Genomic DNA, 26,330 nt, shown 5'->3' with positions numbered 1-26,330 from the left:
GGCACGGCAGAGCTGGAGAAGGATGGTGCGGTCTCGCGTCCCGCGCCGCCGCTCGAACCGCTGGTGCCCGCCGCGGCGACCGAAGCGGAGGCCGAGGATCGCCGCGACCGCCTGCTCGCCGCGCTCACGCTGATGATCGGCGCCGGCCTGTTTCTCGCGCTGCCCTTTGCGCTGCGCGCCGGATCGCCCTTCTTCCTGCCGCTCACCGCCGCGATCGTCATCGCCATAGCGCTGGTACCGGTGCTCGAATGGCTCGAGCGCCGCCGCGTGCCCGCACCGCTCGCCGCGCTGACTTGCGTGCTGCTGTTCCTCGTCGCCGCCAACGCCGCGCTCGCCTCGATCGTGGTGCCGGCCTGGGGCTGGCTGTCGATCCTTCCCGAGCGGATCGACAACATCCAGTCGAACGTGAAGCCGCTGATCGACTTCTACGCCAACCTCGAATCCTTCGTGAACAAGACGATACAGGACCTCGCCTCGTCGCGCCCGATCCGTCCGGCCGAGACCGCCGCGGAGGCGCCGCCGCGCTCGATCCTCGAGCTTGCCGCGACCTCGGCGCCGGCGGCGTTCATCGAGATGTTCTTCGCGATCCTGGTGATCTTCTTCTTCCTCTCGGGCTGGACGCGGCTGCGGCGCAAGGCGATCACCAGCCGCCACAGCTTCGGCGGGGCGATGGCGACCGCACGGGTGATCCAGGACGTGGTCGACGACACCTCGGCCTATTTGGGCACGATCACCGCGATCAACGTGTCGCTCGGGCTGCTCGTCGCGGGAGCGCTGTGGCTGATCGGCATGCCGACGCCATTGATGTGGGGCGGTATCGTCGCGCTGCTCAACTACATCCCCTATCTCGGCCCGATCTTCGCGGCGATGCTGCTCGCGCTCGGCGGCCTCATGACCTACCAGGACGTGTGGGCCGCGCTGCTGCCCGCGGGGATCATGATCGCGCTTCACCTGCTCGAGGCGAATCTGGTGACCCCGCTGATCGTCGGGCGGCGCCTCACCATCAATCCGATCCTGATCCTGATCTCGCTGTCCTTCTGGGGCTGGGTGTGGGGCACGCCGGGAGCGCTGCTCGCGGTGCCGCTGCTGATCATCATCCAGACCGTGCTCAACGCCGCGGGCAAGCCCGACATCGCCGGATTCCTGTTCGAGCACGGCACGCTGGTCGCGGGGGGAAACCCGCCGCCGCCACGCGTGAACAACAACCGTCAAACACCGGTTGACAGCCCCGGACCGCCCGTCTAGGTGCCGCGCTCTCGCAAGGGACGGCGCCACGGCGCAGGACGCAAGCGGGTGTAGCTCAGTTGGTTAGAGCGCCGGCCTGTCACGCCGGAGGTCGCGGGTTCGAGCCCCGTCACTCGCGCCATCCTCTTCAGGATGGTGCCTTCCTCCACAGCATTGAATCCAGCGAGATCCGCCCCGCGCCGATCGTCGCGAAGATCAGCCCGAACAGCACCAAAGCCGCCGCCGGAAAGGCCGGGCGAATGCCGAGCGGCGCGTCGACCATCACCAGCGCGACCATGAAGTTGAACGCGCAGACGAGGCCCGCCCAGCGAGTCGCGAATCCGGCGACGAAGGCGATACCGACGAGGAACTGCGCCCACACCGACAGCGGCGCCATCAGGTGGGGCATCGCGAAGCCCTTTACGCCCAAGAACTTCTCGAACTCGGCCATGCGCTCGGTACTGACGATATTATCCCACACGCCGAAGATCAGGAACGCGCCCACCACCAGCCGCGCGAGCAGCAGCGCGAGATCCGCACCGCCCGCCAGTTGCGGCAAGAACAGCCACTTCTTGTCCATCGCTTCCTCTCCCCCAATTCGCTCCCTTATTCGCCGTCTCCCGCGCGAAGCGGGATCGCCGCCGTCTGCTTGTGCACTCGCTTGACGAAGCTCGTCTCGTAGCGTCGCACCGCCGGGTCGTTCTCGAACAGCCGGGCGGCGAGCGCATTGTAATCGTTCATGTCACGCGCCGACACCAGCACGGCGAGGTCGTCGGCGCCCGCGATGTCGAGGATCATCTGCACCTCGTCCGCCGCCGCCAGCCGGGCACGCAGCGCGGCGATGCCGCGTTCCTCGGCATGCTCGTGCACCTGCACGCTCACCAGCGCGCGCAGCCGCCGGTCGCTGAGCTGGCGCGAGACCACCGCCACGTCAGCCGCGATCCAGCCCTCGGCGCGCAGCCGCCGCACGCGCCGCGTCACCGCCGAGGCTGACAGCGGCACCTGGCGCGCGAGCGCTTCCGCGGTCGCCAGCGCATCCGCCTGGAGCAGCTCGAGCAGCCGGATGTCGAACGCGTCGAGCTTGCCCATTTCAGCCGCCTGATCCTCCGTCCGTGCCGATTTCCGTCGCATAGCCGGTTCAAATCGCGCGCAAAAGGCGTGTTGGTCGAATATAACACGTCAGGTGTCGAACGTTGGAGAGAGTTGATGCGTAAGGAAGCCCTCGCTGCCGCCCTGGTGGCGTTGTCACCGCTCGCGATGGCGCAAACGAGCGCCCCGCCGCCTGCCGCCGCGCTGGCCTATGACGCGGCCGAGGCGAAGAAGGCGGTGGCCAAGCTCGCGGACGAACTCGAGAAGAACTTCGTCTTCCCCGACGTCGCCAAGCGTTACGCCGCCGCGCTGCGCACCAAGCTCGCGGCGGGGGGCTATGATGCGGTCACCGACGGCCACATGCTCGCCGGCACGGTGACCGCCGACCTCCAGGCGGTCGCGCCCGACGGCCATCTCGCCATGTTCCCGCCGGGCGGTCAGCGGCGCACGGCGCCCGTGTCGAGCCAGGCATCGCCGCCAGCCCCGCTGCCGCCGCCGATGGAGAAGGCGGGCTGGATCGCGCCCGGCATCGCTTTCGTGCGCTTCAACGGCTTCTATGGCGAGCCGGGGACGCTCAAGGATTTCGCCGCGTTCCTCGATAGCCATGCGAGCGCCAAGACGCTGATCATCGACGCGCGCACGCATCGCGGCGGCGGGCTGGACGAGATGGACATCCTCTTCCCGCGCATCTTCAGCAAGGCGCAGGCGGTGATGGTGATGGACACGCGCGCCTCGGTGGCCGAGGCCAACGGCCCGCTGCCGTACCGCTCGCTGGTCAAGGTCGACGCCCCGGCCGAGCTGTCGCGCTCCGAGCATCGCGTCACGCCCGTCTCGCCGCAATCGCCCTGGACCAAGGCCAAGGTCTATTACCTCACCTCGCCGCGCACCGGCTCGGCCGCCGAGCATCTCGCCTCCGCGCTCAAGGGCACCAAGCGCGGAACGCTGATCGGCGAGGTCACCGGCGGGGCAGGGCATTATGGCGGCACCGTGCCGCTGGGCGGGGGCTATTCGGCCTTCATTCCGGTCGGCCGCAGCTATTTCCCGGGCGGCGATGGCTGGGAGGGCACGGGCGTCGCCCCCGACGTCAAGGTCGCGCCCGAACGCGCGCTGGTCGAAGCGCTGACCCGCGAAGGCGTCGCCCCCGCCGAGGCGGAGGCGCTGTCGGTGAAGTACATGCCGAGCGAGCCGATGGAGCGAAGGAAGCCGCGCAAGCCCTGACGCAAGTCCACCCGGCCGCCGCAAGGGCGGCCGGGTGGTTCGAGGTCTGAAGCAGCCGCCTCAGGCAAACACGCCGCCGGCCTTGGCCTCGCCCCGCAGCGCCAGGATCTGGAGCTCCGCGAACACGCCCACCGCCAGCGCCTGGACGATGACGAAGGCATAGCCCAGCGCATTGGGGCTGACGAAGAGGGCGAGCGTCACGATGCTCGCGATCACCCAGGCGATGTTGAGCGCGATCACCGCAATCACGCCGCCGCGCTTCGGCCTGACCGCCATCGCCAGCACCAGCGCGAGGAACGGGACCAGCACCAGCCCCGCGCCGCGCACCAGCGGCTCGGGCAGGCCGGTCAGCCCGGCGGTGAAGCCCGCGGCGGCGATCGCGAGCACGGCGGTGGCGCCGGTGCCGACGAAATCGAGCGTCATCGCTTGGCGGATGGTGAGCGGAAAGCGGATCATTTCAAATCTCCTTGCGATTCTTGCGGCATCTCCGCCGCGGTGACTGCAAGTTCGCAGGGGCCGCGAATCAATCCAATTACGTCGCAGGTAATGGGCGGCGGCGCGGGCATTCGGGGCTATCCACAGCGATCCGCCGCACGCCCCCTTGCACCCCCGCCCGCAGCCGCTAAACGCGCCCGTTCACCATCAATGGAGCGGGACATGAGCGACTCGATTTCGGCCGAGCAGCTGCGCCTTCTGATCGAGCGGATCGAGCGGCTGGAAGAGGAAAAGAAGGGCATCAGCGACGACATCAAGGATGTCTATGCGGAGGCCAAGTCGACCGGCTTCGATGCCAAGACGATCCGCACGATCGTCCGCCTGCGCAAGATGGAGAAGCACCAGCTCGACGAGCAGGACGCGCTTCTGGAAACCTATCGCGCCGCCCTCGGCATGGCTTGATTTTCGTGGGTCAGCTACGCTGACGCGGCACCAGTCCGCTCCCCCACCCGGCCACCCAACGGCAGGATCATATGGGTGGCCGGGTGGGGGAGCGGGCTGGTGCCGCAACCCGGATCAGCGAAGCTGAGCCGCACAAGGAATCTCACCCAATGATTCTCACGACCACCAGCACCGTCGATGGCCAGAGGATCACCCGCTATCACGGCATCGTGACGGCCGAGGTGATCATCGGCGCGAACATCTTCCGCGATCTGTTCGCGGGCATCCGCGACATCGTCGGCGGCCGCTCGGGCAGCTATGAGCGCCCGCTCAAGGAGGCGCGGAAGACCGCGCTCGACGAGCTGACCGAGGAAGCGCGCGCGCTCGGCGCCAACGGCGTGATCGGGATCGACTTCGACTACGAGGTGCTGGGCCAGGGCGGATCGATGCTGATGGTCTCGGCCTCGGGCACCGCGGTGACGGTGAGCGGGGTCTGACCGTCATCCCGGCCTTGTGCCGGGGATCCACCGTGCCACACGCGTTGCGTTTTCGCTTCTTTCCTATCGCGGGCGGATAGCTCGACCCCGGCACGAAGCGGGGGTGACGGCTTGCGCTAAAACCCCCGGCTCGCCTAGAGACGCCCGCACCAAATCGCACAGAGACCGTTCATGGCAGGCCATTCCAAGTTCAAGAACATCATGCACCGCAAGGGCGCGCAGGATAAGAAGCGCTCGGGCATGTTCTCCAAGCTCAGCCGCGAAATCACCGTCGCGGCCAAGATGGGACTCCCCGATCCCGACATGAACCCGCGCCTGCGCGCCGCGGTCAACGCCGCCAAGGCGCAGTCGATGCCCAAGGACAATATCCAGCGCGCCATCGACAAGGCCAGCAGGGGCGACGCTGAGAATTACGAGGAGATCCGCTACGAGGGCTTCGGCCCGGGCGGCGTCAGCCTGATCATCGAGGCGTTGTCCGACAACCGCAACCGCACCGCGACCAACGTGCGCACCGCGGTCTCCAAGAATGGCGGCAATCTCGGCGCCTCGGGCTCGGTCAGCCACGCCTTCGACCGCGTCGGCCTGATCAGCTATCCGGCGAGCGCGGGCGATGCCGAGAAGGTGTTCGAGGCCGCGCTCGAGGCCGGCGCCGAGGACGTGACCTCGAGCGAGGATGGCCACGAGATCTGGACCGCGCAGGCCGACCTGCACGAAGTGGTCAAGGCGCTCGAGCCGGTGCTGGGCGAGGCCGAGGGCGCCAAGCTCGCCTGGCGCCCGCAGACCATGGTCGAAGTCGACGAGAACGACGCGGCGACGCTGTTCAAGCTGATCGACGCGCTCGACGACGATGACGACGTGCAGACCGTGTGGGGCAACTACGAAGTGTCGGACGCGGTGATGGAGAAGCTCGGATAATGTTCGCGCTGATCGCCAAGGCGCTGCTCTCGGGCGCGCTGATCGTGGCGATCGCGGAGATCGGCAAGCGCCAGCCCGCGCTTGCCGCGCTCGTCGCCTCGCTGCCGCTCGTCTCGATCCTCGGCATGATCCTGCTGTGGAGCGGCCGTCCGGACGCGGAGAACATGGCGCATCATGCCGAGGCGACCTTCTGGTACGTGCTGCCCTCACTGCCGATGTTCCTGCTGATCCCGGTGCTGCTGCGCGGCGGCGTCAATTTCTGGCTTGCACTGCTGGCGGGGTGCGCGCTCACCTTCGCGCTATATCTCGGGATGACCGCGATCGGACCGCGTTTCGGTTTGCGGCTTTGAAAGTGACGGGCAGATGCGGACCTTTCTCCTTGCTGGCCTTTCGCTGGTCCTGGCGGCCCCCGCCGCGGCGCCGCTGACGGCTGCGCCCGCGGCGCCGGCCAGCCAGTGCCGCGCGGGTGAGAAGACCGTCTACAGCTGCCGCTTCGGCAAGGCGCTGGGCAGCGTGTGCGCGGGGCGGGGCACGGTCAGCTACCGCTTCGGTCCGGCGGGACGGCCGCAGATCGACATCGCCAGCGACCGCGATTGGGGCAATGTCCGCCGCGGCGGCGTGGTCGGCGGGGGCGGGGGCTCGCAAGAATATCTGCGCTTCACCCGCGGCGACCACCATTATCTCGTCTTCTGGGGCGTGGCCGGCCAATATACCGACATCCCGGGCAAGCACTGGTCGGGCATCCATGTCAGCCGCAGCGGCAAGGATCTCGCCACGCTGTCCTGCAAGAGCAACGCGTGGCCCGCCGAGGATTGGCGGCAGCTGCTGCGCGCCAGCCTGCCCCGGCACCTCGAGGAAGTCCCCGAAGACACCGATCCCCAATTCCAGGCCTGGTATTGATGCTCATTCTGGGCCTCGATCCCGGCCTTGGCACCACGGGTTGGGGGCTGATCCGCGCCGAGGGCAACCGCCTCTCGCACCTCGCCAACGGGCAGCTCAAGACCGATCCGCAGACTCCGCTGCCGCGTCGCCTGGCGCATCTCGATGCGATGCTGGCGGCGCTGATCGCGGACCACGCGCCCGATGGCGCGGCGGTGGAGGAGGTATTCGTCAATTCGAACCCGCAATCGACGCTCAAGTTGGCGCATGCCCGCGGTGTCGCGATCGCCTCGGCGGCGCGCGCGGGGCTCGAGGTCGGCGAATATGCGCCGCGGCTGGTCAAGAAGGCGGTGGTCGGCATCGGCAATGCCGAGAAGGCGCAGATCCATGCGATGGTCGCGCGCCTGCTTCCCGGCGCGAAGATCGCCGGCGCGGATGCCGCCGATGCGCTGGCGGTGGCGATCTGCCACGCGCATCATCTGGCAAGCGCGCGGGCGCTCACCCGCTAGCGCCTATTCGAAGACCTCGGCAGCGTCCTGGTCGAAACCGCCCTTGCGCATCGCCCATGCGCCCCGAACGCCATTGGCGATCACGATCACCAGGATCACGTTGATGACCAGCCCGAACAGGCCGGTCAGCGCGATTAGCCTGGACAGCGCTTCGAGCACCAGTAACGCCGTCGCCGCGCCTCCCCAGAACGCTCCCTTTCCACCGCGTAGCCGCCAGCCAGCGACGAGGTAGATGACGATCGAGACGGCGGCGAAGCCAAGCACGATGGGCGCTTGGACGCCGATGCGCACCGCGCCGAAAATGAACACTGCGCCCAGAAGGGTCAGGCCGGCGGCGATGAAGCATGCCATTCCGCCCGTGGCGGCGGCATTCGCCGCACCATCCTCGGTCGTCAGATCGATTTTCCAGAACGACATGCCTACCCCCCGTTGCCCATGTGCATCCTCGCCTGGCCGCACATCCTTGGCAAGACGGGGTCACGATGCCTTTTCGCTTTCCTACGCCGCGCTGTTCCGTTTATGTACCGGCATGGTCTGTCGCCTCTCCTCCGATATCACCGAACGCCGGTCGCCCGCTCATGCGCGGTCGCGGGATCGCGCGCGTATGAGTGCGACATTTGAGACTTTCCGGTATCTGGATACCGCTCGATGATCGCGCATCTCAATGGCCATCTCGCCGCGACCGGCATCGACCATGCGGTGATCGACGTGAACGGCGTCGGCTATCTCGTCGGCGCCTCGGCGAAGACGCTGGCGGCGCTGGGCGCGCTCGGCGAGTTCGTGACGGTGCATACGGAGATGCTGGTCGCCGAGGATTCGATCCGCCTGATGGGCTTCGCCAGCGCCGAGGAGCGCGACTGGTTCCGCCTGCTCACCAGCGTGCAGGGGGTGGGCGCCAAGGTCGCGCTGGCGATCCTCTCGATCCTGTCCCCCGCCGAGGTGCAGACCGCGGTCGCGCGCGCCGACGCGGCGATGATCGCGCGGGCGAACGGCGTGGGGCCGAAGCTTGCCCAGCGCATCGTCAATGAGCTCAAGGACAAGGCCGGCGGCATCCCGCTCGGCGGCGGGGCAGGCGCCGCGGTCCCGGCGAGCGGCGCGGCGAATGATGCCGTCTCCGCGCTGCTCAACCTCGGCTTCAAGCCCGCCGAGGCCAGCGCCGCGGTGAATGCCGCCAATGACGAGCTGGGGCCCGGGGCGAGTCTCGACGCGCTGGTGCGGCTGGCGCTGCGAAAGGCGGCGAAGTGAACGCCACGTCTAGCCTCACCCCCTTCTTCCGTCATGCTGAACTTGTTTCAGCATCCATGCCGCCACAGGCGACTGGTCCCCAGTTCGGGCGAGAGGGACGCCACTATGCCCAAGCAACCCTGCGTCTACATCCTCGCCAGCCAGCGGATGGGGACGCTCTATGTGGGCGTGACTTCGGACCTGACCGCTCGGCTGCATCGGCATCGCAGTGGCGAAATACCCGGCTTCACCGCGCGTCATCGCGTCCACATCCTAGTCCGCTACGAATTGTACGCCACGATGCCCGAAGCCATCGCCCGCGAGAAACAGCTCAAGCGCTGGCATCGGCAGTGGAAGATCAATCTGGTCGAGTCCGAAAACCCGCATTGGGCCGATCTTGTGGTGATGTTGGGGCTGGAACCGCTGACCAGTCGCCCGCGACGAAATGGATGCTGAAACAAGTTCAGCATGACGGGATGAGGGATGGGGAATGACTGACTCCGACCGCATCCTCACCGCCGCGCGCCGCCCCGAGGACGTCGACGCCGCGCTGCGTCCCAGGTCGCTCGACGAGTTCGTCGGCCAGCGCGCCGCGCGCGACAATCTGCGCGTGTTCATCGATGCGGCGAAGACCCGCGGCGATGCGCTCGACCATGTGCTGTTCTTCGGCCCTCCCGGCCTCGGCAAGACCACGCTCGCCCAGATCGTCGCACGCGAGATGGGCGTCGGCTTCCGCGCCACCTCCGGCCCGGTGATCGCCAAGTCGGGCGACCTCGCCGCGCTGCTCACCAATCTCGAGGACGGCGACGTCCTCTTCATCGACGAGATCCACCGCCTCGCGCCCGCGGTCGAGGAAGTGCTCTACCCCGCGATGGAGGACCGTGCGCTTGACCTGATGATCGGCGAGGGCCCCTCGGCACGCAGCGTCCGTATCGACCTGCCGCGTTTCACCCTGGTCGGCGCCACCACCCGCCAGGGCTTGCTCACCACCCCGCTGCGCGACCGCTTCGGCATCCCGGTGCGCCTGCAATTCTACACGGTAGAGGAGCTGACGAAGGTCGTCACCCGCGCCGCCAACCTGCTCGACCTGCACATCGCCCCCGACGGCGCGGCGGAGATCGCGCGCCGCTCGCGCGGCACCCCGCGCATCGCCGGCCGCCTGCTGCGCCGCGTGCGCGACTTCGCCAATGTCGCGGGCGAGACGGTGGTGCACGCTAGGGCTGCCGACGCCGCGCTCACCCGGCTCGAGGTCGACGCGCTCGGCCTCGATGCGATGGACCGCCGCTACCTCATGATGATCGCCGACATCTACAAGGGCGGCCCGGTCGGCGTGGAGACGCTCGCCGCCGGCCTGTCCGAGCCGCGCGACACGATCGAGGAGGTGATCGAGCCCTATCTCATCCAGATCGGCATGATCGCCCGCACCGCCCGCGGCCGCTGCCTCAACGCGGCCGGCTGGAAGCATCTCGGCCTCAACCCGCCCGCGGGGGCCCAGGACGGACTGTTCGACGGGAAGTGAGCGTTGGCACTTAATAAATGCCGATCCGCCTAATCCCCCTCCCGCTTGCGGGAGGGGCTAGGGGAGGCTCTTCTTCCTTTTCTTCTCCTCGACCGCCACCCAATCCATCACCTCCGCCCCGGCTTGCTCCCACGGTGCCTCGCCTTCGACGAACGGCACCCATTCCTCGACTTGCACGCCAGGCTCCAGCTCGCCGCGCCACTCCAGCGCGTCCGGCGGCAGGCGGATAAAGGGTTCGTCCGGATCGTCCTCCATCGCGTCCCGCCCCGCGATGCCGCCCGTCTCGATCGCCGCATCCAGCGCCCGCCGCCGCGCCGCGCACGCCTCCAGCGCCGCCGCGATCGCCGCTCGCGCCTCGCCGTCCAGCGTCACCCCGGCGAAGTCCTCGATCCGCGCCGCGGCGCCGTCGATCTGCGCCAAGCCCTCCGCCTCGCCGCGATCGGTCACCGTGGTGCGCACCGTCGTGGTCTGCGCCTCGGCCACCGCGCCGCCATCTTCCCCAGCGCCCGCGCTCGCCCCCACACTCGAACGAGTCGAGAAATAGTTGATCGTCGTGCGCCGCCCGGTCGCGTCCTGGCCATAATGGCGCAGGCAGAACATCAGCAGCGCATCGTTGCGCTTCCTGCGAAAGCCCATCAGCTTGCCCGCGACGAAGACCGGCACCAGCTGTCCCTCGATCGCCCGCTCGAACGCAATGTCCTTGAGCCGCTGCACCCCGAAATCCAGCGCCGCCTCCCACGCCGCGCGAAAGCTCTCCGCCCCCGGCGCGCGGCGCAGCGTGTAGCAATTGGCCTGCGCCATGTTGACCATCCGCGCCGCGCGGCTGACGCAGCCGGTATCTGCCAGCGCCTCGATGAACGCGCGCTGCCGCTCGGGCGTCCACCCGTCATGGCGGTTGTTCCGGCGCGGAACCGGCGTGAACTCGGGCAGCGCCGGCCGCTCCGCGCGCTTCACTGGAACCCGGTTCTGCATCTTTCCCTCCTCGCGATTCGCCCAACCGACCAGGGTGTAGGCAGAATGGGGGCGTGTAGGAAAGGGCTTTGTTTTTGTTTTGTTCTCGCCGGTGCCGGCCGACGGGGACGAGAAGCTGGAGGTATCAAGAAGCTTGCGGGTGGCGTCGCGCGGCGCACCACCCGCAAAGGAACGCGCTACGGATCAGGCCATGACGGGCCGACTGACCGGTTCGGCCAGAATTGCATTCCGGAGCGGCGCGAATGCCGTGCGGATTTCGTCGGTCATATAGGCCGGTTGCTCCCACGCGGCGAAATGCCCGCCCTTGGGTAACGTGTTGAAGTGAATGAGGTTCGGATACGCCTTTTCGGTCCAGCTCCTTGGCGCCTGATACATCTCGTCCGGAAAGACGCTGCAGGCTGTCGGGAGCTTGACGCCCTTGACGGCGAAAAAGGACGTCCCGGCAATCGCATTCTCCCAATAGAGACGCGCCGCGGAAATTGCCGTGTTCGTGAGCCAGAAGAGGGTGATGTTGTCGAGCACGTCGTCAGGCGTCAGCCCCTCGTCCGCGCCCGCAAAGGACCGCGCTATCATGGCATGACTCTTCCAGTCGTGATCGATCATGAAAGCCGCCAGTCCGACCGGGGAATCCGCCAGCGCCGTCAATGTTTGCGGGCGTGTACCCATCATGAAGGCATAGGCGAACTTGTTCTCGCGAACCTGCTCGCAGGCTCGCCTTTCTTCGTCGGAAAGATGCGCGGGCAGAGGAGAGCCCGACCAGATGGCGGCATCTATTTCGGGTGGGATCACCTCGGGCATATTGGTGTGGATACCGATGAGTCCCTCGGGCTCCTGGACACCCATTGCATTGACGACGATGGAACCCCAGTCGCCGCCCTGCGCAAGGTACTTCCGATAACCGAGGCGAGCCATGAGCTCAGCGTAAGCCCGCGCGATACGATCCGGGTTCCAGCCGGGCGCGGTTGGCTTTCCGGAGAAACCATAGCCGGGCATTGAGGGGATCACGACATGGAACGCGTTGTCCTCGGTGCCCCCATGCGCCACGGGGTCGGTAAGCGGACCGATCAGCTTCATCTGCTCGATGATCGAGCCGGGCCAGCCGTGCGCGATCAGGAGCGGGACTGCATTCTCGTGCCGGGAGCGGAGGTGAATGAAGTGGAAGTCGAGGCCGTCGATTTCAGTCAGGAAATGCGGCGATGCGTTGATCTTCCCCTCAATCCGCCGCCAATCATAGGTCTCGGCCCAATAGCGTGCGAGTTCCTGGATAGTCTCGAGCTTCACGCCCTGCGACTCGTCCGCGACGGTCTCCCGTTCCGGCCAGCGCGTCGCACGGATGCGGCGTTTGAGATCGATAAGGTCTTCTTCGGGGACGTCGATGTGAAACGGGCGGATCGAGGTGTCTGGAATTGGCGTGGCGATGAGCGTTTCGGTCATATCGGCCGAGCTGTGGGGGATTTCCGCTTCCGGCATCCGTTTTCTCCCTGTTCGCGACAAGGAATCCTGCGCCTTTGTCGGCGAACGACAGGTGCCGGCCGGCAGGACCGGCGCTGTTGTCTCGTGAGGGGGCCCAATGCAGGCCGAACCCGGTCGGCCGAACGCATCGGCTCGGTCCCGATGACGATTGCAGCCATACCAGTTCGGGGACGGCCGATCAGGTGTCCTGCCTGGCAATTATGGTTTAGCGACCGATCGTACACGTCCGAGGATCGAGCCTCGGCGATCGACGGGGCAGGGCTCCTGAGCAGGACGGGGATCGGGAAAGGGCGCGGATCCGGACCGCAAACCTGCCAACATCAAAAGAAAGGCGCCAGGGTCACCCCGGCGCCTTCCTCGTTTCTCAGTTAAGCCGCGCTTCCTGCAGCCCGTCGACCGCCTTGCTCACGAGCACGTTCACCGCCACGCGGCGATTCTGTGCCTTGCCCTCGGGGGTCGTATTGTCCGCCAGCGGGTCGGCCTCGGCCATGCCGGTGGGGGTCAGCACGCGATAGGGCTTCCAGCCGCACGCCTGCTGCAGATAGTTGATCACGCTGCTGGCGCGCTTCTCGCTGAGCGTCTGGTTGAACTCCTGGCTGCCCGTCGAATCGGTGTAGCCGACGACCAGCAGCAGCGCGTTGTCCATCGCCTCGGCCGACTTCGCCGTGGTGCAGAGCTCGGCCTTGGCCTGTTCGGAGAGCACCGCCTTGCCGGTGTCGAAGTTCACGTTGGTCGTAGCCTTGACGTTGTACTGGTCGATATCGCCCACGCGGCTGCGCAGCGCGTCGGTCGCCGCGGTCTGCTGGGCAAAGCGCTGGTCGGTGCCGTTGTGGATCATGTTCGCGGTGCGCAGGTCCTTGTTCTGGAGCTTGATCTGGCTCGCCACCAGTTGATCGCCCGCCTGCATCGTCTTGATGCTGACCGGCAGGCCGTTCATCAGCGAGTCCGATGCAAGCTTGGTGCGGCCGAGGCCCAGGAACCCGCCGCTACCCCGGATCCGGGTCGAGTCAGTTACCGCGACCACCGTCTTGTTGCCGTCGGCGGTCGTGACCTGCACCCGGTCGCCGTCGCGCGCGGAGATGATGCCGTTGACCTCGGGCCCTTCGGTCATCGCGGCGGCGGGCGGGTTCTGGCCATAGATGGAAACGTCGGCCGGCTGCTGGGCCTGCTCCTGCGCCATCACGCTGGCGGGCGCCGCTCCGGCGCACAGGGCCAGCAGCAACAGCGCCTTGGGGCTATTCGAAATCACTCGCATACTCTCACTCCTGAACTCGACCGGTCGGCGGCACGCTCGCGGCCGCGCGTCCAATCCCTGCCCCGGGGGGTGCAATCGGTCGTCAAATAGCCCCTCCCTCTCTTGTCATGGGAATGCGCCGCAGAATCGCAGCACTCGAACCCCCACGGGTAGCTGGGTGATCTGCGCAACCCCTAACCTTGATTAATGATCCCGACACCGTGGCGTCGAGCCGCTAACTGGTGCGCATCGCGCGACGGACCGATACGGACCGGGTGAGGCGACGCCCGCTGCAAGGCGATTTGCGCAAAGAGAAAGGCGCCGGAGTTTCCCCCGGCGCCTTCCAGATCTTTCGACGCGAAGCCTCAGGCCGCCTTGGCCCGGCTCTGCCGCTTGCGCTCGTGCGGATCCAGGAAGCGCTTGCGCAGGCGGATCGTCTTGGGTGTCACCTCGACCATCTCGTCGTCGTCGATGTACGCGATCGCCTGTTCAAGCGTCATCTTCTTGGGCGGGGTCAGGCGGATCGCGTCGTCCTTGCCCGACGAGCGGATGTTGGTCAGCTGCTTCGCCTTCATCGGATTGACCTCGAGGTCCTCCGGCTTGGCGTTCTCGCCGATGATCATGCCTTCGTACAGCGCTTCGCCATGGCCGACGAACAGGATGCCGCGCTCCTCCAGGCTGTTGAGCGAGTAGGCGTTGGCTTCGCCCGTGCCGTTGGAGATCAGCACGCCGTTCTTGCGGCCCTCGATCGTGCCCTTGTGGGGCCCGTACTTCTCGAACAGCCGGTTCATGATGCCGGTGCCGCGCGTGTCCGACAGGAACTCGCCGTGATAGCCGATCATGCCGCGCGACGGCGCCGAGAAGGTGATGCGGGTCTTGCCGCCGCCCGAGGGGCGCATGTCGGTCATCTCGGCCTTGCGCAGATTCATCTTCTCGACCACCGCGCCCGAATGCTCGTCGTCGACGTCGATGATGACGGTCTCGTACGGCTCCATCTTCTGCCCGTCTTCCTCGCGCAGCAGCACGCGCGGCCGGCTGATGCCGAGCTCGAAGCCCTCGCGGCGCATCGTCTCGATGAGGACGCCGAGCTGGAGCTCGCCGCGGCCGGCGACTTCGAAGCTGTCCTTGTCGGCGGCTTCGGTAACCTTGATCGCGACGTTGGATTCGGCCTCGCGGAGCAGGCGGTCGCGGATCATGCGCGAGGTGACCTTGCTGCCCTCGCGGCCCGCCATCGGGCTGTCGTTGACGGCGAAGCGCATCGACAGGGTGGGCGGATCGATCGGCTGCGCCTGGATCGGCTCGCTGACCGAAGTGTCGGCGATGGTGTTGGCGACGGTCGCGACGGTAAGGCCGGCGAGGCTGATGATGTCGCCCGCCTGCGCTTCGTCGACCGGCACGCGGTCGAGGCCGCGGAACGACATGATCTTCGACGCGCGGCCAGTCTCGATGACGTTGCCGCCGGCGTCGAGCGCGTGGATCGCCTGGTTGACCTTGACCTTGCCCGAGGTGACGCGGCCGGTGAGCACGCGGCCGAGGAAGTTGTCGCGATCGAGCAGCGTGACGAGGAAGGTGAACGGCGCGTCCACGTCGAGCGCGGGCGGCGGGACATGGTCGACGATCTTCTGGAACAGCGGCTCCAGCGTGCCTTCGCGCAGCGTCGGGTCCTCATTGGCATAGCCGTTGCGGCCCGAGGCGTAGAGCACCGGGAAGTCGAGCTGCTCGTCGGTCGCCTCGAGGCTGACGAACAGGTCGAACACCTCGTCGAGCACTTCCTGGATGCGCTCGTCGGGGCGGTCGATCTTGTTGACCACGACGATCGGGCGCAGGCCGAGCTTGAGCGCCTTGCCGGTCACGAACTTGGTCTGCGGCATCGCGCCTTCGGACGAATCGACCAGCAGGATGACGCCGTCGACCATTGAGAGGATGCGCTCCACCTCGCCGCCGAAATCGGCGTGGCCGGGTGTATCGACGATGTTGATCCGCGTGCCCTTCCACTCGACCGAGGTCGGCTTGGCAAGAATGGTGATCCCGCGCTCCTTCTCGAGGTCGTTCGAGTCCATCGCGCGTTCCTCGACGCGCTGGTTGTCGCGGAAGGTGCCGGACTGGCGGAAGAGCTGGTCGACGAGCGTGGTCTTGCCGTGGTCGACGTGTGCGATGATCGCCACGTTGCGAAGGTTCATAACAGGTCCTGGATGCCGCGGGAGCGCGGTGCGCGGCGCCCTTAGCTTAATTTGTGCGGCGCGGAAAGGGCTGGCGCATCGGCAGCCGGCTCGGCCTTGAGGCGATAGACCTTGCCGAGATCGACGGCGGCGGGCGAAGCCTGGGCGGCCGTGCTGACCGGCACCCATACCGCGATCGAACCGGCGATCATCATCTTCAGCCTGCGTTCCATGCCACCCATCCTAACCGCGACATGTTAACAGGTCGCGACACCGGAACCTCACCAAAGTCGGTCGGTTGCACCATAATTCAAGTGTATTATATTGGCGATACACTTGAAGCGCGTGCGGTTCCCGTTCATCTTGCACGCGCTGCCGGAATTTTGGCGCTGGAGAGATGGGCAAATGGCGACCGAGACTGCGACTGCCGAGAAGACGGACGACCTGGTGCTGACCGCGCCCGAGCCGCTGAAGGAGCGGCCGGCGGAGAAGATGGCCGGACTGGTTCCCGTGGACGAGGGCAAGAAGACCGAGCTGGTGACCCGGGTCGAGAGCTTCATCGACGAGCTGGTCGCGCAGGACGTGAATTCGCCCGAGTTCGGCAAGCGAGTCGACGCGATCACCGCGATGGGATCGAAGGAGATCCGCGACGCCGCGGGGCAGTCCAACCGCTTCCTCGACCGACCGGTGCGGGCGATGGACAAGGATGTCGGCGTCGGCAAGGACCTGGCTGAGCTGCGGCGCGTGGTCGAGGATCTCGATCCCGGCAAGCGCGGCGCCCTGACGCAGCGCAAGAAGCTGTTCGGCATCATTCCGTTCGGCAACAGCCTGCGCAACTATTTCGACAGCTACAAGTCGAGCCAGTCGCACATCGCCGCAATCCTGAAAAGCCTGCAGTCGGGCAAGGACGAGCTGTTGATGGACAATGCCGCGATCGACGTCGAGCGGCAGAACCTGTGGGCGGCGATGGGGCGGCTCGAGCAGATGATCTACATCTCCAAGGAGATGGACCAGCGGCTCGAGGACAAGGCGCTGGAGCTGGACCACACCGATCCGGCCAAGGCCAAGGCGATCCGCGAGACCGCGCTCTTCTATACCCGCCAGCGCACGCAGGACCTGCTGACGCAGATGGCGGTGACGGTGCAGGGCTATCTCGCGCTCGATCTGGTCAAGAAGAACAATGTCGAGCTGGTGAAGGGCGTCGACCGCGCCTCGACCACGACCGTCGGCGCGCTGCGCACGGCGGTGACGGTGGCACAGGCGCTGACCGCGCAGCGGCTGGTGCTCGACCAGATCACCGCGCTCAACACCACCACCGCCAACATCATCGATTCGACCGGCAAGCTGCTCAAGGAGAATACGGCGAGGGTTCACGAGCAGGCCGCGTCGGCCACGATCCCGATCGAGACGCTGCAGCGCGCCTTCCAGAACATCTACGACACGATGGACGCGATCGACGTGTTCAAGCTCAAGGCGCTCGACAGCATGAAGACGACGGTCAACGTGCTGTCGACCGAGGTCGAGAAGTCGAAGGGCTATATCGCCCGGGCGGAAGGCGCGGCGCAGAACCAGGTTTCGGGCAATACCGAGCAGTTCAAGCTGGAGGCGCTGTAAGCACCGGCCATGCCTAGTGAGATCGATCGCGAAATCGCCCGGGCCGATGAAGTGCTCAATCGTTCGCGCGAGCGCTACACGACGCTGAACACGCGCGCCAAGAAGCGGCGCGATGCGGAGATCCTGACTCGGATCGGCCGGATCGCCGGTGCGGCGGGCGTGATCATCGTCGCAGCGATGGTGCTCGGCTGGTTCATCCCGATCGGGATGGGCGGGGCGCTGATCGTGATGGCGCTGCTCATCGCGGCGACCTTGTTCTTCGGTCTGATGCCGGCGAGCAAGGAAGTCGCGCCCGAGAAGTTCGGCGAGGCGCCGCTCGCGACGCTGCCGCTGCGTACCGAGGAATGGCTCGACCGCCAGCGCCCGACGCTGCCGGGCGCGGCGATGGTACTGCTCGACTCGATCGGGATGAAGCTCGACGTGCTGGCGGGGCAGCTCAAGACGCTCAACGAGGGCGAACCGGCGGCGGCCGAAGTGCGCAAGCTGGTCGGCGAGCAGCTGCCCGAGCTGGTCAAGGGCTATCAGCGCGTGCCGCAGAACCTGCGCGGACAGGACCGCTATGGCCAGTCGCCGGACAAGCAGCTGGTCGACGGCCTCGGCCTGATCGACCAGGAGATCGCGCAGATGTCCGCCCAGCTGGCACAGGGCGACCTCGACGCGCTGGCGACGCGCGGGCGCTATCTGCAGGTCAAGTATCGCGGCGACGACGAGGTCAGCGGCTAGGCTGCTTGCCCAGCGCTTTGACGGCGCGCGCGCGCAGGTGATCGGCCGCGGCCTGGTGGATGCCGGGTGCGGTGGCGAGGACGCCGAAGGCTTCGCCCGCCGGCGTGTTGAAGCGCAATTTCTTGCCGAGCGCATCGGTGATCCTGGCACCCGCCTCGCGTGCGATCAGCGTGGCGGCGGCGATGTCCCACTCATTGCCCCAGCGGAAGGTGGCGAGCAGGTCGGCCTCGCCGGCCGCGACCATCGCGATGCGCAGCGCGATCGAGTTGGGCTTCGCGACCGTCGTCAAGTGACGGTCGACCCTCGGGAGATCGTCGGCCGGCACGCGCGCGCCGGCCAGCTCGGCGCGGTTGGAAGCGGCGATCGCGACGCCGTTGCGGGTCGCGCCATTGCCGGCCTCGGCGATCCAGTGCTCACCGCGCACCGGCGCGTCGAGCACGCCGATCACCGGCTGCCCGTTCTCGACCAGCGCGATCGAGACCGCCCAGCCGGGGCGGTGGCGCAGGAAATCGCGCGTGCCGTCGATCGGATCGACCACCCACACCCGGCTCGCGGACAGGCGGGCAAGATCGTCGGCGGTCTCCTCCGACAGCCAGCCGGCGTCGGGCAGCAGGGCGGCGAGGCGAGCGCGCAGCAGCTCGTCGACCGCCAGATCAACCTCGCAGACGAAATTGTCGGGCGACTTCTCCCATTTGCGCACATCCTGTCCATAGCGGGCCAGCGCGAGCCGGCCCGCCTCGGCGGCGATGTCGCTGACGGCCCGGGCGAGCGCGTCAGCCACTGGCGACCGTCATCCCCTCGATGCGCAGCGTCGGCACGTTGATGCCATAGCGGAATTCGAGATCGTTGGCCGGGACGAGCTCGCGGAACATCGACTGGAGCGTGCCGGCGACGGTGAATTCCGACACCGGACGCGTGATCTCGCCATTCTCGATCAGGAAGCCGGCGGCGCCGCGGCTATAGTCGCCGGTGACGATGTTGACGCCCTGGCCGATCAATTCCGTGACGTAGACGCCGTAGCCGATGTCGGCGATGAGCGTTTCCACCGGCAGCTTGCCGTTTTCCAGGAACAGGTTGCTGGGCCCGGCGGCGGGGGCGCCGCCGATGCCGCGGCTGGCATGGCCGGTCGGCTCGAGCCCGAGCTGGCGCGCGGCGGCGCTGTCGAGCAGCCAGGTCTCGAGCCTGCCGTCCTCGATCAGTGCGACGGGCGAGACAGGGAGGCCCTCGCCGTCGAAGGGGCGTGAGCGCAGGCCGCGGGGGCGGTGCGGATCGTCCTGGATGCGGATGCCAGGCGCGAAGACGCGCGTGCCCATCGCATCGAGCAGGAAGCTGGTCCTGCGCGTGATCGCGCCGCCCGAGATCGCGCTGCTCAAATGGCCGAGCAGGCTCGAGCCGACGCGCGGATCGAGCACCACGGGCATGGCGCCGCTCCTGACCCGGCCCGGATTGAGGCGAGCGACCGCGCGTTCGCCGGCGCGACGCCCGATCGCCTCGGGCGATTCGACGTGGCGGGCGTGGCGGGCACTGTGATGGGCATAGTCGCGTTCCATTGCCCCGGCCTCGCCGGCGAGCACGCTGGCGGAGAGGCCGTGGCTGGTGACCGCATAGGCGCCGGCGAAGCCATGGCTGGTGGCGAGCGCCCAGATACTGCGGCTGGCCGAAGCGCCGCCACCCTCGCTGTTGGTGACGCCGGGGACGGCGCGCGCGGCATCCTCGGCGGCGAGCGCGCTGGCCTTGAGCGCGGCGGGATCGCCGAGATCGCCGTCGTCGAGGTCGAGATCGGGGATATTGCCGCGCAGCAGCCGCTCGGCCGGGGCGAGGCCGGCCCATTCGTCCTCGGGCGCCTCGCGCGCCATCGCCACCGCGCGCTCGGCGAGGGTGTCGAGGGCCTGCGGGGTCAGGTCGGTCGAGGAGATGCTCGCCGAACGCATGCCGCAGAAGACGCGCAGGCCAAGCTCCTCATGCTCGGCACGGCCGACATCCTCGAGCGCGCCGAGCCGGATCGAGACCGAAAGCGACTCGCCGGCGGAGAGCATCGCATCGGCGGCGTCGGCGCCGGCCTTGCGCGCGCGGGCGATGGCGTCCTGGACTCGATCTCGGGCCTGTTCGGGGGTCAGCATCGCGGCGATCTAGGGAGTGGGTGCGGCAACGTCAAAAGGCCGTGGTCCCGACGACGAAGCAGGCGGCGAACACGAGCAGGCCGGCGAAGCGGTTCGAGCGGAAGCGGCGCAACGCGTTGTCGCCGTCGGCGGGGACGAGCGTGCCGACCTGCCACAGCAAGTGGATCGCAGCGGGCGCGAGCGCGGCGAGGACGAGATTGTCGGGGCGGACCTGCCACAATGCCGCCCCCCACAAGGTCAGGGCGACGGCGTAGAAGGCGGCGACGCCGATCCGGACATTGTCGCCGAGCCGGCGGGCGGAGGACCGCACGCCGACCAGCGCATCGTCCTCGATATCCTGCAGCGCATAGATCGTATCGTAGCCGATCACCCAGAAGATCGAACCGACATAGAGCAGCAACGCGGGGGCGGGGAGCTCGTGAGCGATCGCCGCCCAGCCGACCAGGGCCGCCCAGGAGAAGACCAGGCCGAGCCACGCCTGGGGCCACCAGGTGATGCGCTTCATGAAGGGGTAGGCGGCGACCAGCGCGAGGCTGGCGAGCGCGATCATCGCGGCGAGCGGGTTGAGCTGGACGAGGACGATGAGGCCGATGAGGCAGAGCAGGACCAGCCAGATCCACGCCGCCTTGAGGCTGACCGCGCCGCTGGCGAGCGGGCGGGTGCGGGTGCGCGCGACCTGGCGGTCGAGGTCGCGGTCGACGATGTCGTTGTAGACGCAGCCCGCGCCGCGCATCGCGATGCTGCCGAGCAGGAACCACAGCATCAGGTCCCAGCGCCGCACCGCGCCCCCGGCGAGCGCGATCGCCCAGGCGCCGGGCCAGAACAGCAGCCACCAGCCGATGGGGCGATCGAACCGGGCGAGCAGGGCATAGGGACGTGCGGCCGCGGGGAGCAGGCGGACGAGGCCGCGATGCTCGGTATCGGGGACGGTCTGGCTGGGATCAGTCATGCGTGAGGTTGACAAAGTTGACAGTCTTGAGGGGTGTCATGCGCCGTGTCAGGAGAGGGAGCCAAGCCGTGGAGGTCATGCTTTCTGCTGCCACAAGCGGGACCTTGTAGGACAGCGATTTCTCCGCTTTTTGGAACGCTAGCATTCCCCGTCATCCCGGCCTTGCCGGGACGGGGCCTCTTCTTCCCTCGAAGACAGCCCGTCCCGGCTCAAGGCCGGGTGACGAGGTGGGTATGCCCGGGGTGACGAGGAGCGTTTGGCGCGGTAGGCGGGAAGCATGATCGCCACTCCCGCCTGGCCGCCGCAATCGACTCCGCGCCTGTTCGTCGAGCCGGCGCTGAGTGAAGGCGAGGTGCGGCGGGTCGACGGGCCGCAGGGGCATTATCTGGCGACGGTGATGCGGCTCAAGGCGGGCGACCCGGTGAAGCTGTTCGACGACGCCACCGGCGAGTGGCTCGCGGTCGCTGCCGAGGTGCGCAAGCGCGACGTGACGCTGGAGGTGCGCGAGCGGCTGCGCGAGCGCGAGGCGGTGCCCGATCTGTGGCTGTGCGCGGCACCGATCAAGAAGGGGCGGATCGACTGGGTCGCGGAGAAGGCGTGCGAGCTGGGCGTGGCGCGCCTCGCGCCGGTGCTGACCCGGCGCGCGGTGGTCGACAAGCTCAACCTGGAGCGGCTGCGCAACCACATGATCGAGGCGGCCGAGCAATGCGGGCGCACCGCGCTGCCCGAGCTGGTCGAGCCGGTGAAGCTCGCGGCGTTGCTCAAGGACTGGCCGGCGGAGCGGGCGCTGTTCTTCGCCGACGAGACCGGCGGCGCGCCGGCGCTGGAGGCGATGCGTGCACGTCCGGGGCCGGCGGCGATCCTGGTCGGGCCCGAGGGCGGGTTCGACGCCGAGGAGCGCGAGGCGATCCGCGCGGCGCCGCAGGCGGTGGGGATTTCGCTGGGGCCGCGCATCCTGCGCGCCGAGACCGCGGCGGCGGCCGCGGTGAGTCTGTGGATGGGCGCGGCGGGGGACTGGTGATTTCCCACTGAAATTCGGGTATTTCATACCCTCTTTCGCCTTTCGTTCCACAAGCGTAAGGCGCGCGAATGAGCACCAAGACGGTTTCAAACAGCAACGCGCCTGTCATCGAGAGCCGTCAGCAGCTCCTCGACTATTTCGCCAAGGGCGAGAAGCCCGCCGAGCGCTGGCGAATCGGCACCGAGCACGAGAAGTTCGTCTATTCGACGCGGGACAATCACGCGCCGAGCTATGACGAGCCGGGCGGCATCCGCGACCTGCTCGCCGAGCTGACCCAGTTCGGCTGGTCGCCGGTGACCGAGGGCGGCAACGTCATCGCGCTGTCGGGACCCGACGGCACGGTGAGCCTCGAGCCCGCCGGGCAGCTCGAGCTGTCGGGCGCGCCGCTCGAGAATCTCCACCAGACCTGCGCCGAGACCGGCCGGCACCTGCAGCAGGTGAAGGCGGTTGGCGAGAAGCTCGGGCTCGGTTTCCTGGGCCTCGGCATGTGGCCGGACAAGGCGCGCAGCGACCTGCCGGTGATGCCCAAGGGCCGCTACGGCATCATGCTGCGGCACATGCCGCGCGTCGGCAGCCTCGGCCTCGACATGATGCTGCGCACCTGCACGATCCAGGTGAACCTCGACTATTCGAGCGAGGCGGACATGGCGCAGAAGTTCCGCGTCGGCCTCGCGCTCCAGCCGCTGGCGACGGCGCTGTTCGCCAACTCGCCTTTCACCGAGCGCAAGCCTAACGGGTATCTGAGCTATCGCAGCCATATCTGGTCGGACACCGACCCGCACCGCACCGGCATGCTGCCCTTCGTGTTCGAGGACGGGTTCGGGTACGAGCGCTACATGGAGTATGCGCTCGATGTGCCGATGTACTTCGTCTACCGCGACGGGAAATATATCGACGCCGCCGGGCTGAGCTTCCGCGATTTCCTCAAGGGCGAGCTTTCGGTACTGCCCGGCGAGAAGCCGTCGATCGACGACTGGGCGGACCATTTGTCGACCGCCTTTCCCGAAGTGCGGCTCAAGACCTTCCTCGAGATGCGCGGCGCCGACGGGGGCCCGTGGAACCGCATCTGCGCGCTGCCGGCCTTGTGGGTCGGGTTGCTCTACGACCAGGGCGCGCTCGACGCAGCGTGGGACCTAGTCAAGGACTGGGACATGGCCGGGCGGCAGGCGCTGCGCGATTCCGTACCGAAGCTCGGGCTCGACGCGCCGCTGCCGGGCGGCGGCAAGCTGCGCGACATTGCGGGGCAGGTGATCGACATCGCGGGGGCCGGGTTGACGGCGCGTGCGCGGCTCAACTCGGCGGGCGACAACGAGAGCGGATTCCTCGATCCGCTGCGCGAGATCGTGCGGACGGGCAAGGTGCCGGCCGAGCTGCTGCTCGACCATTATCGCGGCGCGTGGGACGGCGACGTCTGCGCGATCTATGGCGAGACGAAGTTCTAAGCCTTTAAATTCCTCCCCTACCGGAGCGGAGCCAGTCAGACTAGCAACCCCATCGTTTCCTGGACCTTGCGCAGCAGGGGTGCGGCGAGGGCGGCGGCCTTGTCCGAGCCTTCGCGCAGGATCGCGTCGACCGCGGGGCGGTCCGCGGTCAGGCGGACCATCTCGTCGCGGATCGGGCCGAGCTTGGCAACGGCGAGGTCGGCGAGCGCGGGCTTGAAGCTGCCGAAGCCCTGGCCCGCATATTCCGCGACGACATCCTCGGGCGCGCGGTCCGACAGCGCGGCGAAGATGGTGACGAGGTTCTTCGCCTCGGGCCGGTCCTTGAGCTCCTCGAACGTCTCGCCGAGCGGCTCGGGGTCGGTCTTCGCCTTGCGGAACTTCTGGGCGATGGCGTCGTCGTCGTCGATCAGGTTGATCCGCGCCGCGTCCGAGGGGTTGGACTTGGACATCTTCGAGGTCGCGTCGCGCAGGCTCATGATGCGCGGGGCTTCCTTGCTCACCAGCGGCTCGGGCTGGACGAGCAGTTCGACGCCATAGTCGAGGTTGAACTTGGCGGCGATGTCGCGGGCGAGCTCGAGATGCTGCTTCTGGTCCTCGCCCACGGGGACATGGGTCGTGGAATAGAGCAGCACGTCGGCGGCCATCAGCACGGGATAGTCGTAGAGTCCGACGCTGGCGCCCTCGCGGTTCTTGCCCGCCTTGTCCTTGAACTGGGTCATGCGGTTGAGCCAGCCGACGCGCGCGACGTTGTTGAGCAGCCAGGCGAGCTCGCTGTGCGCCGGGACGCGGGTCTGGTTGAACAGGATCGAGCGCTTGGGGTCGATGCCCGAGGCGATCATCGCGGCGGCGATCTCGAAGGTGTTGGCATGGAGCGCCTGCGGCTCGATCCATTCGGTGAGGCCGTGCAGGTCGGCGATGAAGTACATGCTCTCGCCGCCCGCCGCGTCGACATCGGCCTGCATCCCCACCCACTGCTTGATCGCACCCAGATAGTTGCCGAGGTGGAGGTTGCCCGTGGGCTTGATGCCGGAAACGACGCGCATGTGACTTCTCTGGAACTGAGTTTTCAGGCGGCGCGGCGGCGGAACAGCGCTTTCAAGTCGCCGATCCGTACCGCTCCGGTGCCGAAGCACGCGACCGCGTACACGATGCATCCGGCGCCGACCAGCACCAGCATCGCCGCGGTGCGGATCGTCCAGGCACCGGTGGTGTAGGGCGTGAAGAGGTCGTTGAGGAAGAACATCACGGCGCCCATCGCGACCGACGCGCCGACGAGGCGCCAGACGCGGCGCTTGAGCTGCGCATCGGCGACGAAGTGGCCGCGTTGGGCGAGGGCGCGGTAGAGCAGGGCGACGTTGACCCATGCCGCGACCGCGGTGGCGAGCGGCGGACCCATATGCTGGAGCGGCACGATCAGCGCGAGGTTGAGCGCGAGGTTCACCGCGATCGAGATGGTGGCGTAGCGCACCGGGCTTTTCGTGTCCGCGCGGGCATAGAAGCCCGGTGTGAGCACCTTGACCAGGATATAGGCGGGCAGGCCGACCGAGAAGGCGGCGAGCGCCTGCGCGGTCTTGACCGTGTTGTCGGCGGTGAAGGCGCCGTGCTGGAACAGCGCGGCCACGATCGGGCCGCCGCAGATCACCAGCGCGGCGGTGGCGGGGAGGGTGAGGAACAGGGCGAGCTCGGCGCCGCGGTTCTGCGTGTGCATCGCCTCCGCGTCCTTCCCCGCCCCGAGCTGGCGGGCGATGGTGGGGAGCAGCACGGTGCCGAGGCCGATGCCGATGAGGCCGAGCGGGAGCTGGTTAAGGCGGTCGGCGTAATAGATGTACGAGACCGAGCCCTCGGCGAGCATGCTGGCGGCGAGTGCGGTCGAGATGATCAGGTTGATCTGGGTCGCGCCGGCGCCCGCGGCGGCGGGGCCGATCAGCGCGAGCAGCTTCTTCACGTCGGGCGACAGGCGCGGCATGCGGAGGCGCAGCTTCACGCCGTTGGCGCGGCAGGCGAGGATCAGCCAGAGGAGCTGGAGCGCGCCCGACACGGTGACCGCGATCGCCTGGTTGCGCGCGGTGAGCAGCGTGTCGTCATGGTGGAAGAACAGCAGGGCCGCGATCAGTGTGAGGTTGAGCAGGATCGGAGCGGCGGCGTTGACCCAGAATTTGTGGAGCGAGTTGAGGATCCCGCCGAGCAGCGAGACGAGGCTGATCAGCAGCAGATAGGGGAAGGTGATGCGCGACAGCTCGACCGCGAAGGCGAACTGGCCGGGCGTGACGTCGTTGAACCCGCCCGACAGCGCCCAGACGACCGGATAGGCCGCGATCTCCATGATCGCGGTGAGCAGCAGCAGGATCGGGAGGAGTACCGACAGCGCTTCCTCGGCGAAGGACAGCGCGGAGCGGGTGTCGCCGTCCGCCTCGCCGATCTTCTTGCTGAACATCGGCACGAAGGCGGCGCTGAACGCCCCTTCCGCGAACAGCGCGCGGAACAGGTTGGGCAGACGGAAGGCGATCAGGAACGCGTCGGAGGCGAAGCTCGCTCCGACATAGCGCGCGAACAGCGAGTCGCGGACCAGCCCGAGCACGCGGCTGGCAAGCGTCAGCCCGCCGATCGACCCGAGTGCGCGGACAAGGTTCATCGCCCTACCATCCCTTGCTCGTCATTCCCGCGAAGCCGGGA

At 67.8% G+C, this 26,330-nt stretch carries 29 protein-coding genes and 1 tRNA gene; 16 read left to right on the top strand and 14 right to left on the bottom strand.

The features are described 5' to 3' along the window. Positions 1-132 precede the first annotated feature (132 nt). Entirely contained in the window at positions 133-1,245 is a 1,113-nt protein-coding gene (locus ACO227_RS19120) for an AI-2E family transporter (RefSeq protein ID WP_423607403.1), read from the top strand. Between the two features lie 44 nt (positions 1,246-1,289). Further along, a tRNA-Asp gene (locus ACO227_RS19115) sits at positions 1,290-1,366 on the top strand. 6 nt (positions 1,367-1,372) lie between these two features. Here ACO227_RS19115 and ACO227_RS19110 read toward each other — a convergent pair. Both ACO227_RS19110 and ACO227_RS19105 read right to left on the bottom strand, forming a co-directional pair. After that, on the bottom strand, positions 1,373-1,804 hold the full coding sequence (locus ACO227_RS19110) for a DoxX family protein (protein ID WP_423604092.1): 432 nt from the start codon (positions 1,802-1,804) through the stop codon (positions 1,373-1,375). 26 nt (positions 1,805-1,830) lie between these two features. Then, entirely contained in the window at positions 1,831-2,313 is a 483-nt protein-coding gene (locus ACO227_RS19105) for an Lrp/AsnC family transcriptional regulator (RefSeq protein ID WP_423604090.1), read from the bottom strand. Positions 2,314-2,430: 117 nt separating this feature from the next. Here ACO227_RS19105 and ACO227_RS19100 point away from each other — a divergent pair, with 117 nt between their 5' ends. Continuing rightward, positions 2,431-3,531: a S41 family peptidase gene (locus ACO227_RS19100; RefSeq protein ID WP_423604089.1), complete on the top strand. Its 1,101-nt coding sequence runs from the start codon at positions 2,431-2,433 to the stop codon at positions 3,529-3,531. 60 nt (positions 3,532-3,591) lie between these two features. Here ACO227_RS19100 and ACO227_RS19095 read toward each other — a convergent pair whose 3' ends face one another. Next, a complete protein-coding gene (locus ACO227_RS19095) occupies positions 3,592-3,987 on the bottom strand; it encodes a hypothetical protein (RefSeq protein ID WP_423604087.1) in 396 nt (131 codons plus the stop codon). A 201-nt stretch (positions 3,988-4,188) separates the two neighbouring features. Here ACO227_RS19095 and ACO227_RS19090 point away from each other — a divergent pair, with 201 nt between their 5' ends. From ACO227_RS19090 to ruvC, 6 genes are all read left to right on the top strand, one after another. After that, a complete protein-coding gene (locus tag ACO227_RS19090) occupies positions 4,189-4,428 on the top strand; it encodes a DUF2312 domain-containing protein (protein WP_265116902.1) in 240 nt (79 codons plus the stop codon). 149 nt (positions 4,429-4,577) lie between these two features. After that, on the top strand, positions 4,578-4,904 hold the full coding sequence (locus ACO227_RS19085; RefSeq protein ID WP_423604085.1) for a heavy metal-binding domain-containing protein: 327 nt from the start codon (positions 4,578-4,580) through the stop codon (positions 4,902-4,904). A gap of 171 nt (positions 4,905-5,075) precedes the next feature. Then, the gene (locus ACO227_RS19080; RefSeq protein WP_423604084.1) at positions 5,076-5,819 is read left to right on the top strand and encodes a YebC/PmpR family DNA-binding transcriptional regulator; all 744 of its coding nucleotides are present in this window, start codon (positions 5,076-5,078) and stop codon (positions 5,817-5,819) included. Then, a complete protein-coding gene (locus ACO227_RS19075) occupies positions 5,819-6,169 on the top strand; it encodes a DUF3147 family protein (RefSeq protein ID WP_423604082.1) in 351 nt (116 codons plus the stop codon). Before ACO227_RS19080 ends, ACO227_RS19075 begins: the two co-directional genes overlap by 1 nt. Before the next feature lie 13 nt (positions 6,170-6,182). Beyond that, the gene (locus tag ACO227_RS19070; protein ID WP_423604081.1) at positions 6,183-6,719 is read left to right on the top strand and encodes a hypothetical protein; all 537 of its coding nucleotides are present in this window, start codon (positions 6,183-6,185) and stop codon (positions 6,717-6,719) included. Next, positions 6,719-7,207, top strand: a complete 489-nt coding sequence (ruvC, locus tag ACO227_RS19065) for a crossover junction endodeoxyribonuclease RuvC (protein WP_423604079.1) — start codon at positions 6,719-6,721, stop codon at positions 7,205-7,207. Before ACO227_RS19070 ends, ruvC begins: the two co-directional genes overlap by 1 nt. A gap of 3 nt (positions 7,208-7,210) precedes the next feature. On the opposite strand, the gene ACO227_RS19060 is transcribed toward ruvC, so the two are convergent. Beyond that, entirely contained in the window at positions 7,211-7,624 is a 414-nt protein-coding gene (locus ACO227_RS19060) for a hypothetical protein (protein ID WP_423604077.1), read from the bottom strand. Between the two features lie 231 nt (positions 7,625-7,855). Here ACO227_RS19060 and ruvA point away from each other — a divergent pair, with 231 nt between their 5' ends. The 3 genes from ruvA to ruvB all read left to right on the top strand — a co-directional run bounded on the left by ruvA (position 7,856) and on the right by ruvB (position 9,950). After that, positions 7,856-8,452: a Holliday junction branch migration protein RuvA gene (ruvA, locus tag ACO227_RS19055; protein WP_423604075.1), complete on the top strand. Its 597-nt coding sequence runs from the start codon at positions 7,856-7,858 to the stop codon at positions 8,450-8,452. 105 nt (positions 8,453-8,557) lie between these two features. Beyond that, positions 8,558-8,887, top strand: a complete 330-nt coding sequence (locus ACO227_RS19050) for a GIY-YIG nuclease family protein (RefSeq protein ID WP_423604073.1) — start codon at positions 8,558-8,560, stop codon at positions 8,885-8,887. Between the two features lie 34 nt (positions 8,888-8,921). Continuing rightward, positions 8,922-9,950, top strand: coding sequence for a Holliday junction branch migration DNA helicase RuvB (gene ruvB / locus ACO227_RS19045; RefSeq protein WP_423604071.1), 1,029 nt, complete (start codon positions 8,922-8,924; stop codon positions 9,948-9,950). A gap of 57 nt (positions 9,951-10,007) precedes the next feature. Here the strand turns inward: ruvB and ACO227_RS19040 are convergent, their stop codons facing one another. The 5 genes from ACO227_RS19040 to ACO227_RS19020 form a co-directional block, all read right to left on the bottom strand. Beyond that, positions 10,008-10,922 carry a hypothetical protein gene (locus ACO227_RS19040; RefSeq protein ID WP_423604070.1) on the bottom strand — a complete coding sequence of 305 codons (915 nt, stop codon included), beginning with the start codon at positions 10,920-10,922 and terminating at the stop codon, positions 10,008-10,010. A 183-nt stretch (positions 10,923-11,105) separates the two neighbouring features. Beyond that, on the bottom strand, positions 11,106-12,392 hold the full coding sequence (locus ACO227_RS19035; protein WP_423604068.1) for an epoxide hydrolase family protein: 1,287 nt from the start codon (positions 12,390-12,392) through the stop codon (positions 11,106-11,108). A 367-nt stretch (positions 12,393-12,759) separates the two neighbouring features. Further along, positions 12,760-13,650 (bottom strand): OmpA family protein, encoded by an 891-nt coding sequence (locus ACO227_RS19030; RefSeq protein WP_423604066.1) that lies wholly within the window; start codon positions 13,648-13,650, stop codon positions 12,760-12,762. Positions 13,651-13,994: 344 nt separating this feature from the next. Beyond that, a complete protein-coding gene (gene typA / locus ACO227_RS19025) occupies positions 13,995-15,809 on the bottom strand; it encodes a translational GTPase TypA (RefSeq protein ID WP_423604064.1) in 1,815 nt (604 codons plus the stop codon). A 41-nt stretch (positions 15,810-15,850) separates the two neighbouring features. After that, on the bottom strand, positions 15,851-16,021 hold the full coding sequence (locus tag ACO227_RS19020) for a hypothetical protein (protein WP_423604063.1): 171 nt from the start codon (positions 16,019-16,021) through the stop codon (positions 15,851-15,853). Positions 16,022-16,193: 172 nt separating this feature from the next. Here ACO227_RS19020 and ACO227_RS19015 point away from each other — a divergent pair, with 172 nt between their 5' ends. Both ACO227_RS19015 and ACO227_RS19010 read left to right on the top strand, forming a co-directional pair. Then, positions 16,194-17,402, top strand: a complete 1,209-nt coding sequence (locus tag ACO227_RS19015; protein ID WP_423604061.1) for a toxic anion resistance protein — start codon at positions 16,194-16,196, stop codon at positions 17,400-17,402. 9 nt (positions 17,403-17,411) lie between these two features. Next, positions 17,412-18,125 (top strand): hypothetical protein, encoded by a 714-nt coding sequence (locus ACO227_RS19010; RefSeq protein ID WP_423604060.1) that lies wholly within the window; start codon positions 17,412-17,414, stop codon positions 18,123-18,125. Here ACO227_RS19010 and ACO227_RS19005 read toward each other — a convergent pair. From ACO227_RS19005 to ubiA, 3 genes are read right to left on the bottom strand one after another with little or no spacing between them, the layout of a single operon-like run. Continuing rightward, positions 18,115-18,906 carry a 3'(2'),5'-bisphosphate nucleotidase CysQ gene (locus ACO227_RS19005; protein WP_423604058.1) on the bottom strand — a complete coding sequence of 264 codons (792 nt, stop codon included), beginning with the start codon at positions 18,904-18,906 and terminating at the stop codon, positions 18,115-18,117. The genes ACO227_RS19010 and ACO227_RS19005 overlap by 11 nt on opposite strands. Then, complete coding sequence (locus ACO227_RS19000; RefSeq protein ID WP_423604057.1) at positions 18,899-20,245, bottom strand: TldD/PmbA family protein; 1,347 nt, start codon at positions 20,243-20,245, stop codon at positions 18,899-18,901. The genes ACO227_RS19005 and ACO227_RS19000 overlap by 8 nt, the downstream gene beginning before the upstream one ends. Positions 20,246-20,276: 31 nt before the next feature. After that, positions 20,277-21,194, bottom strand: a complete 918-nt coding sequence (gene ubiA / locus ACO227_RS18995) for a 4-hydroxybenzoate octaprenyltransferase (RefSeq protein ID WP_423604055.1) — start codon at positions 21,192-21,194, stop codon at positions 20,277-20,279. Positions 21,195-21,471: 277 nt separating this feature from the next. Between ubiA and ACO227_RS18990 the strand changes: the two genes are divergently transcribed. Next, positions 21,472-22,215, top strand: coding sequence for a 16S rRNA (uracil(1498)-N(3))-methyltransferase (locus tag ACO227_RS18990; RefSeq protein ID WP_423604053.1), 744 nt, complete (start codon positions 21,472-21,474; stop codon positions 22,213-22,215). Between the two features lie 68 nt (positions 22,216-22,283). After that, a complete protein-coding gene (locus ACO227_RS18985; RefSeq protein WP_423604052.1) occupies positions 22,284-23,657 on the top strand; it encodes a glutamate--cysteine ligase in 1,374 nt (457 codons plus the stop codon). 35 nt (positions 23,658-23,692) lie between these two features. On the opposite strand, the gene trpS is transcribed toward ACO227_RS18985, so the two are convergent. Together trpS and murJ are read right to left on the bottom strand one after the other, a co-directional pair. Further along, positions 23,693-24,700 carry a tryptophan--tRNA ligase gene (trpS, locus tag ACO227_RS18980; protein WP_423604050.1) on the bottom strand — a complete coding sequence of 336 codons (1,008 nt, stop codon included), beginning with the start codon at positions 24,698-24,700 and terminating at the stop codon, positions 23,693-23,695. Between the two features lie 23 nt (positions 24,701-24,723). Further along, positions 24,724-26,289, bottom strand: a complete 1,566-nt coding sequence (murJ, locus tag ACO227_RS18975) for a murein biosynthesis integral membrane protein MurJ (RefSeq protein WP_423604048.1) — start codon at positions 26,287-26,289, stop codon at positions 24,724-24,726. Positions 26,290-26,330: the final 41 nt, after the last annotated feature.

This window comes from Sphingomonas sp. MS122 (genome assembly GCF_049532975.1).
Classification (GTDB): Bacteria; Pseudomonadota; Alphaproteobacteria; order Sphingomonadales; family Sphingomonadaceae; genus Sphingomonas.
The sequence above is the reverse complement of the archived record's forward strand: the minus strand, read 5'-3'. Positions and strand labels throughout refer to the sequence as shown.

What these genes read in the sequence shown, in the direction of transcription:
- ACO227_RS19085 (WP_423604085.1), top strand. Translation starts at nt 4,578, where the DNA reads ATGATTCTCACGACCACCAGCACCGTCGATGGCCAGAGGATCACCCGC.
- murJ (WP_423604048.1), bottom strand. Translation starts at nt 26,289, where the DNA reads ATGAACCTTGTCCGCGCACTCGGGTCGATCGGCGGGCTGACGCTTGCC.
- typA (WP_423604064.1), bottom strand. Translation starts at nt 15,809, where the DNA reads ATGAACCTTCGCAACGTGGCGATCATCGCACACGTCGACCACGGCAAG.
- ACO227_RS19030 (WP_423604066.1), bottom strand. Translation starts at nt 13,650, where the DNA reads ATGCGAGTGATTTCGAATAGCCCCAAGGCGCTGTTGCTGCTGGCCCTG.
- ACO227_RS19040 (WP_423604070.1), bottom strand. Translation starts at nt 10,922, where the DNA reads ATGCAGAACCGGGTTCCAGTGAAGCGCGCGGAGCGGCCGGCGCTGCCC.
- ACO227_RS19010 (WP_423604060.1), top strand. Translation starts at nt 17,412, where the DNA reads ATGCCTAGTGAGATCGATCGCGAAATCGCCCGGGCCGATGAAGTGCTC.
- ACO227_RS19095 (WP_423604087.1), bottom strand. Translation starts at nt 3,987, where the DNA reads ATGATCCGCTTTCCGCTCACCATCCGCCAAGCGATGACGCTCGATTTC.
- ACO227_RS19080 (WP_423604084.1), top strand. Translation starts at nt 5,076, where the DNA reads ATGGCAGGCCATTCCAAGTTCAAGAACATCATGCACCGCAAGGGCGCG.
- ACO227_RS19015 (WP_423604061.1), top strand. Translation starts at nt 16,194, where the DNA reads ATGGCGACCGAGACTGCGACTGCCGAGAAGACGGACGACCTGGTGCTG.
- ACO227_RS18985 (WP_423604052.1), top strand. Translation starts at nt 22,284, where the DNA reads ATGAGCACCAAGACGGTTTCAAACAGCAACGCGCCTGTCATCGAGAGC.
- ACO227_RS19075 (WP_423604082.1), top strand. Translation starts at nt 5,819, where the DNA reads ATGTTCGCGCTGATCGCCAAGGCGCTGCTCTCGGGCGCGCTGATCGTG.
- ACO227_RS19020 (WP_423604063.1), bottom strand. Translation starts at nt 16,021, where the DNA reads ATGGAACGCAGGCTGAAGATGATGATCGCCGGTTCGATCGCGGTATGG.
- ACO227_RS19110 (WP_423604092.1), bottom strand. Translation starts at nt 1,804, where the DNA reads ATGGACAAGAAGTGGCTGTTCTTGCCGCAACTGGCGGGCGGTGCGGAT.
- ruvB (WP_423604071.1), top strand. Translation starts at nt 8,922, where the DNA reads ATGACTGACTCCGACCGCATCCTCACCGCCGCGCGCCGCCCCGAGGAC.
- ACO227_RS19105 (WP_423604090.1), bottom strand. Translation starts at nt 2,313, where the DNA reads ATGGGCAAGCTCGACGCGTTCGACATCCGGCTGCTCGAGCTGCTCCAG.
- ruvA (WP_423604075.1), top strand. Translation starts at nt 7,856, where the DNA reads ATGATCGCGCATCTCAATGGCCATCTCGCCGCGACCGGCATCGACCAT.
- ACO227_RS18990 (WP_423604053.1), top strand. Translation starts at nt 21,472, where the DNA reads ATGATCGCCACTCCCGCCTGGCCGCCGCAATCGACTCCGCGCCTGTTC.
- ACO227_RS19050 (WP_423604073.1), top strand. Translation starts at nt 8,558, where the DNA reads ATGCCCAAGCAACCCTGCGTCTACATCCTCGCCAGCCAGCGGATGGGG.
- trpS (WP_423604050.1), bottom strand. Translation starts at nt 24,700, where the DNA reads ATGCGCGTCGTTTCCGGCATCAAGCCCACGGGCAACCTCCACCTCGGC.
- ubiA (WP_423604055.1), bottom strand. Translation starts at nt 21,194, where the DNA reads ATGACTGATCCCAGCCAGACCGTCCCCGATACCGAGCATCGCGGCCTC.
- ACO227_RS19100 (WP_423604089.1), top strand. Translation starts at nt 2,431, where the DNA reads ATGCGTAAGGAAGCCCTCGCTGCCGCCCTGGTGGCGTTGTCACCGCTC.
- ACO227_RS19035 (WP_423604068.1), bottom strand. Translation starts at nt 12,392, where the DNA reads ATGCCGGAAGCGGAAATCCCCCACAGCTCGGCCGATATGACCGAAACG.
- ACO227_RS19070 (WP_423604081.1), top strand. Translation starts at nt 6,183, where the DNA reads ATGCGGACCTTTCTCCTTGCTGGCCTTTCGCTGGTCCTGGCGGCCCCC.
- ACO227_RS19060 (WP_423604077.1), bottom strand. Translation starts at nt 7,624, where the DNA reads ATGTCGTTCTGGAAAATCGATCTGACGACCGAGGATGGTGCGGCGAAT.
- ACO227_RS19000 (WP_423604057.1), bottom strand. Translation starts at nt 20,245, where the DNA reads ATGCTGACCCCCGAACAGGCCCGAGATCGAGTCCAGGACGCCATCGCC.
- ACO227_RS19090 (WP_265116902.1), top strand. Translation starts at nt 4,189, where the DNA reads ATGAGCGACTCGATTTCGGCCGAGCAGCTGCGCCTTCTGATCGAGCGG.
- ruvC (WP_423604079.1), top strand. Translation starts at nt 6,719, where the DNA reads ATGCTCATTCTGGGCCTCGATCCCGGCCTTGGCACCACGGGTTGGGGG.
- ACO227_RS19120 (WP_423607403.1), top strand. Translation starts at nt 133, where the DNA reads ATGATCGGCGCCGGCCTGTTTCTCGCGCTGCCCTTTGCGCTGCGCGCC.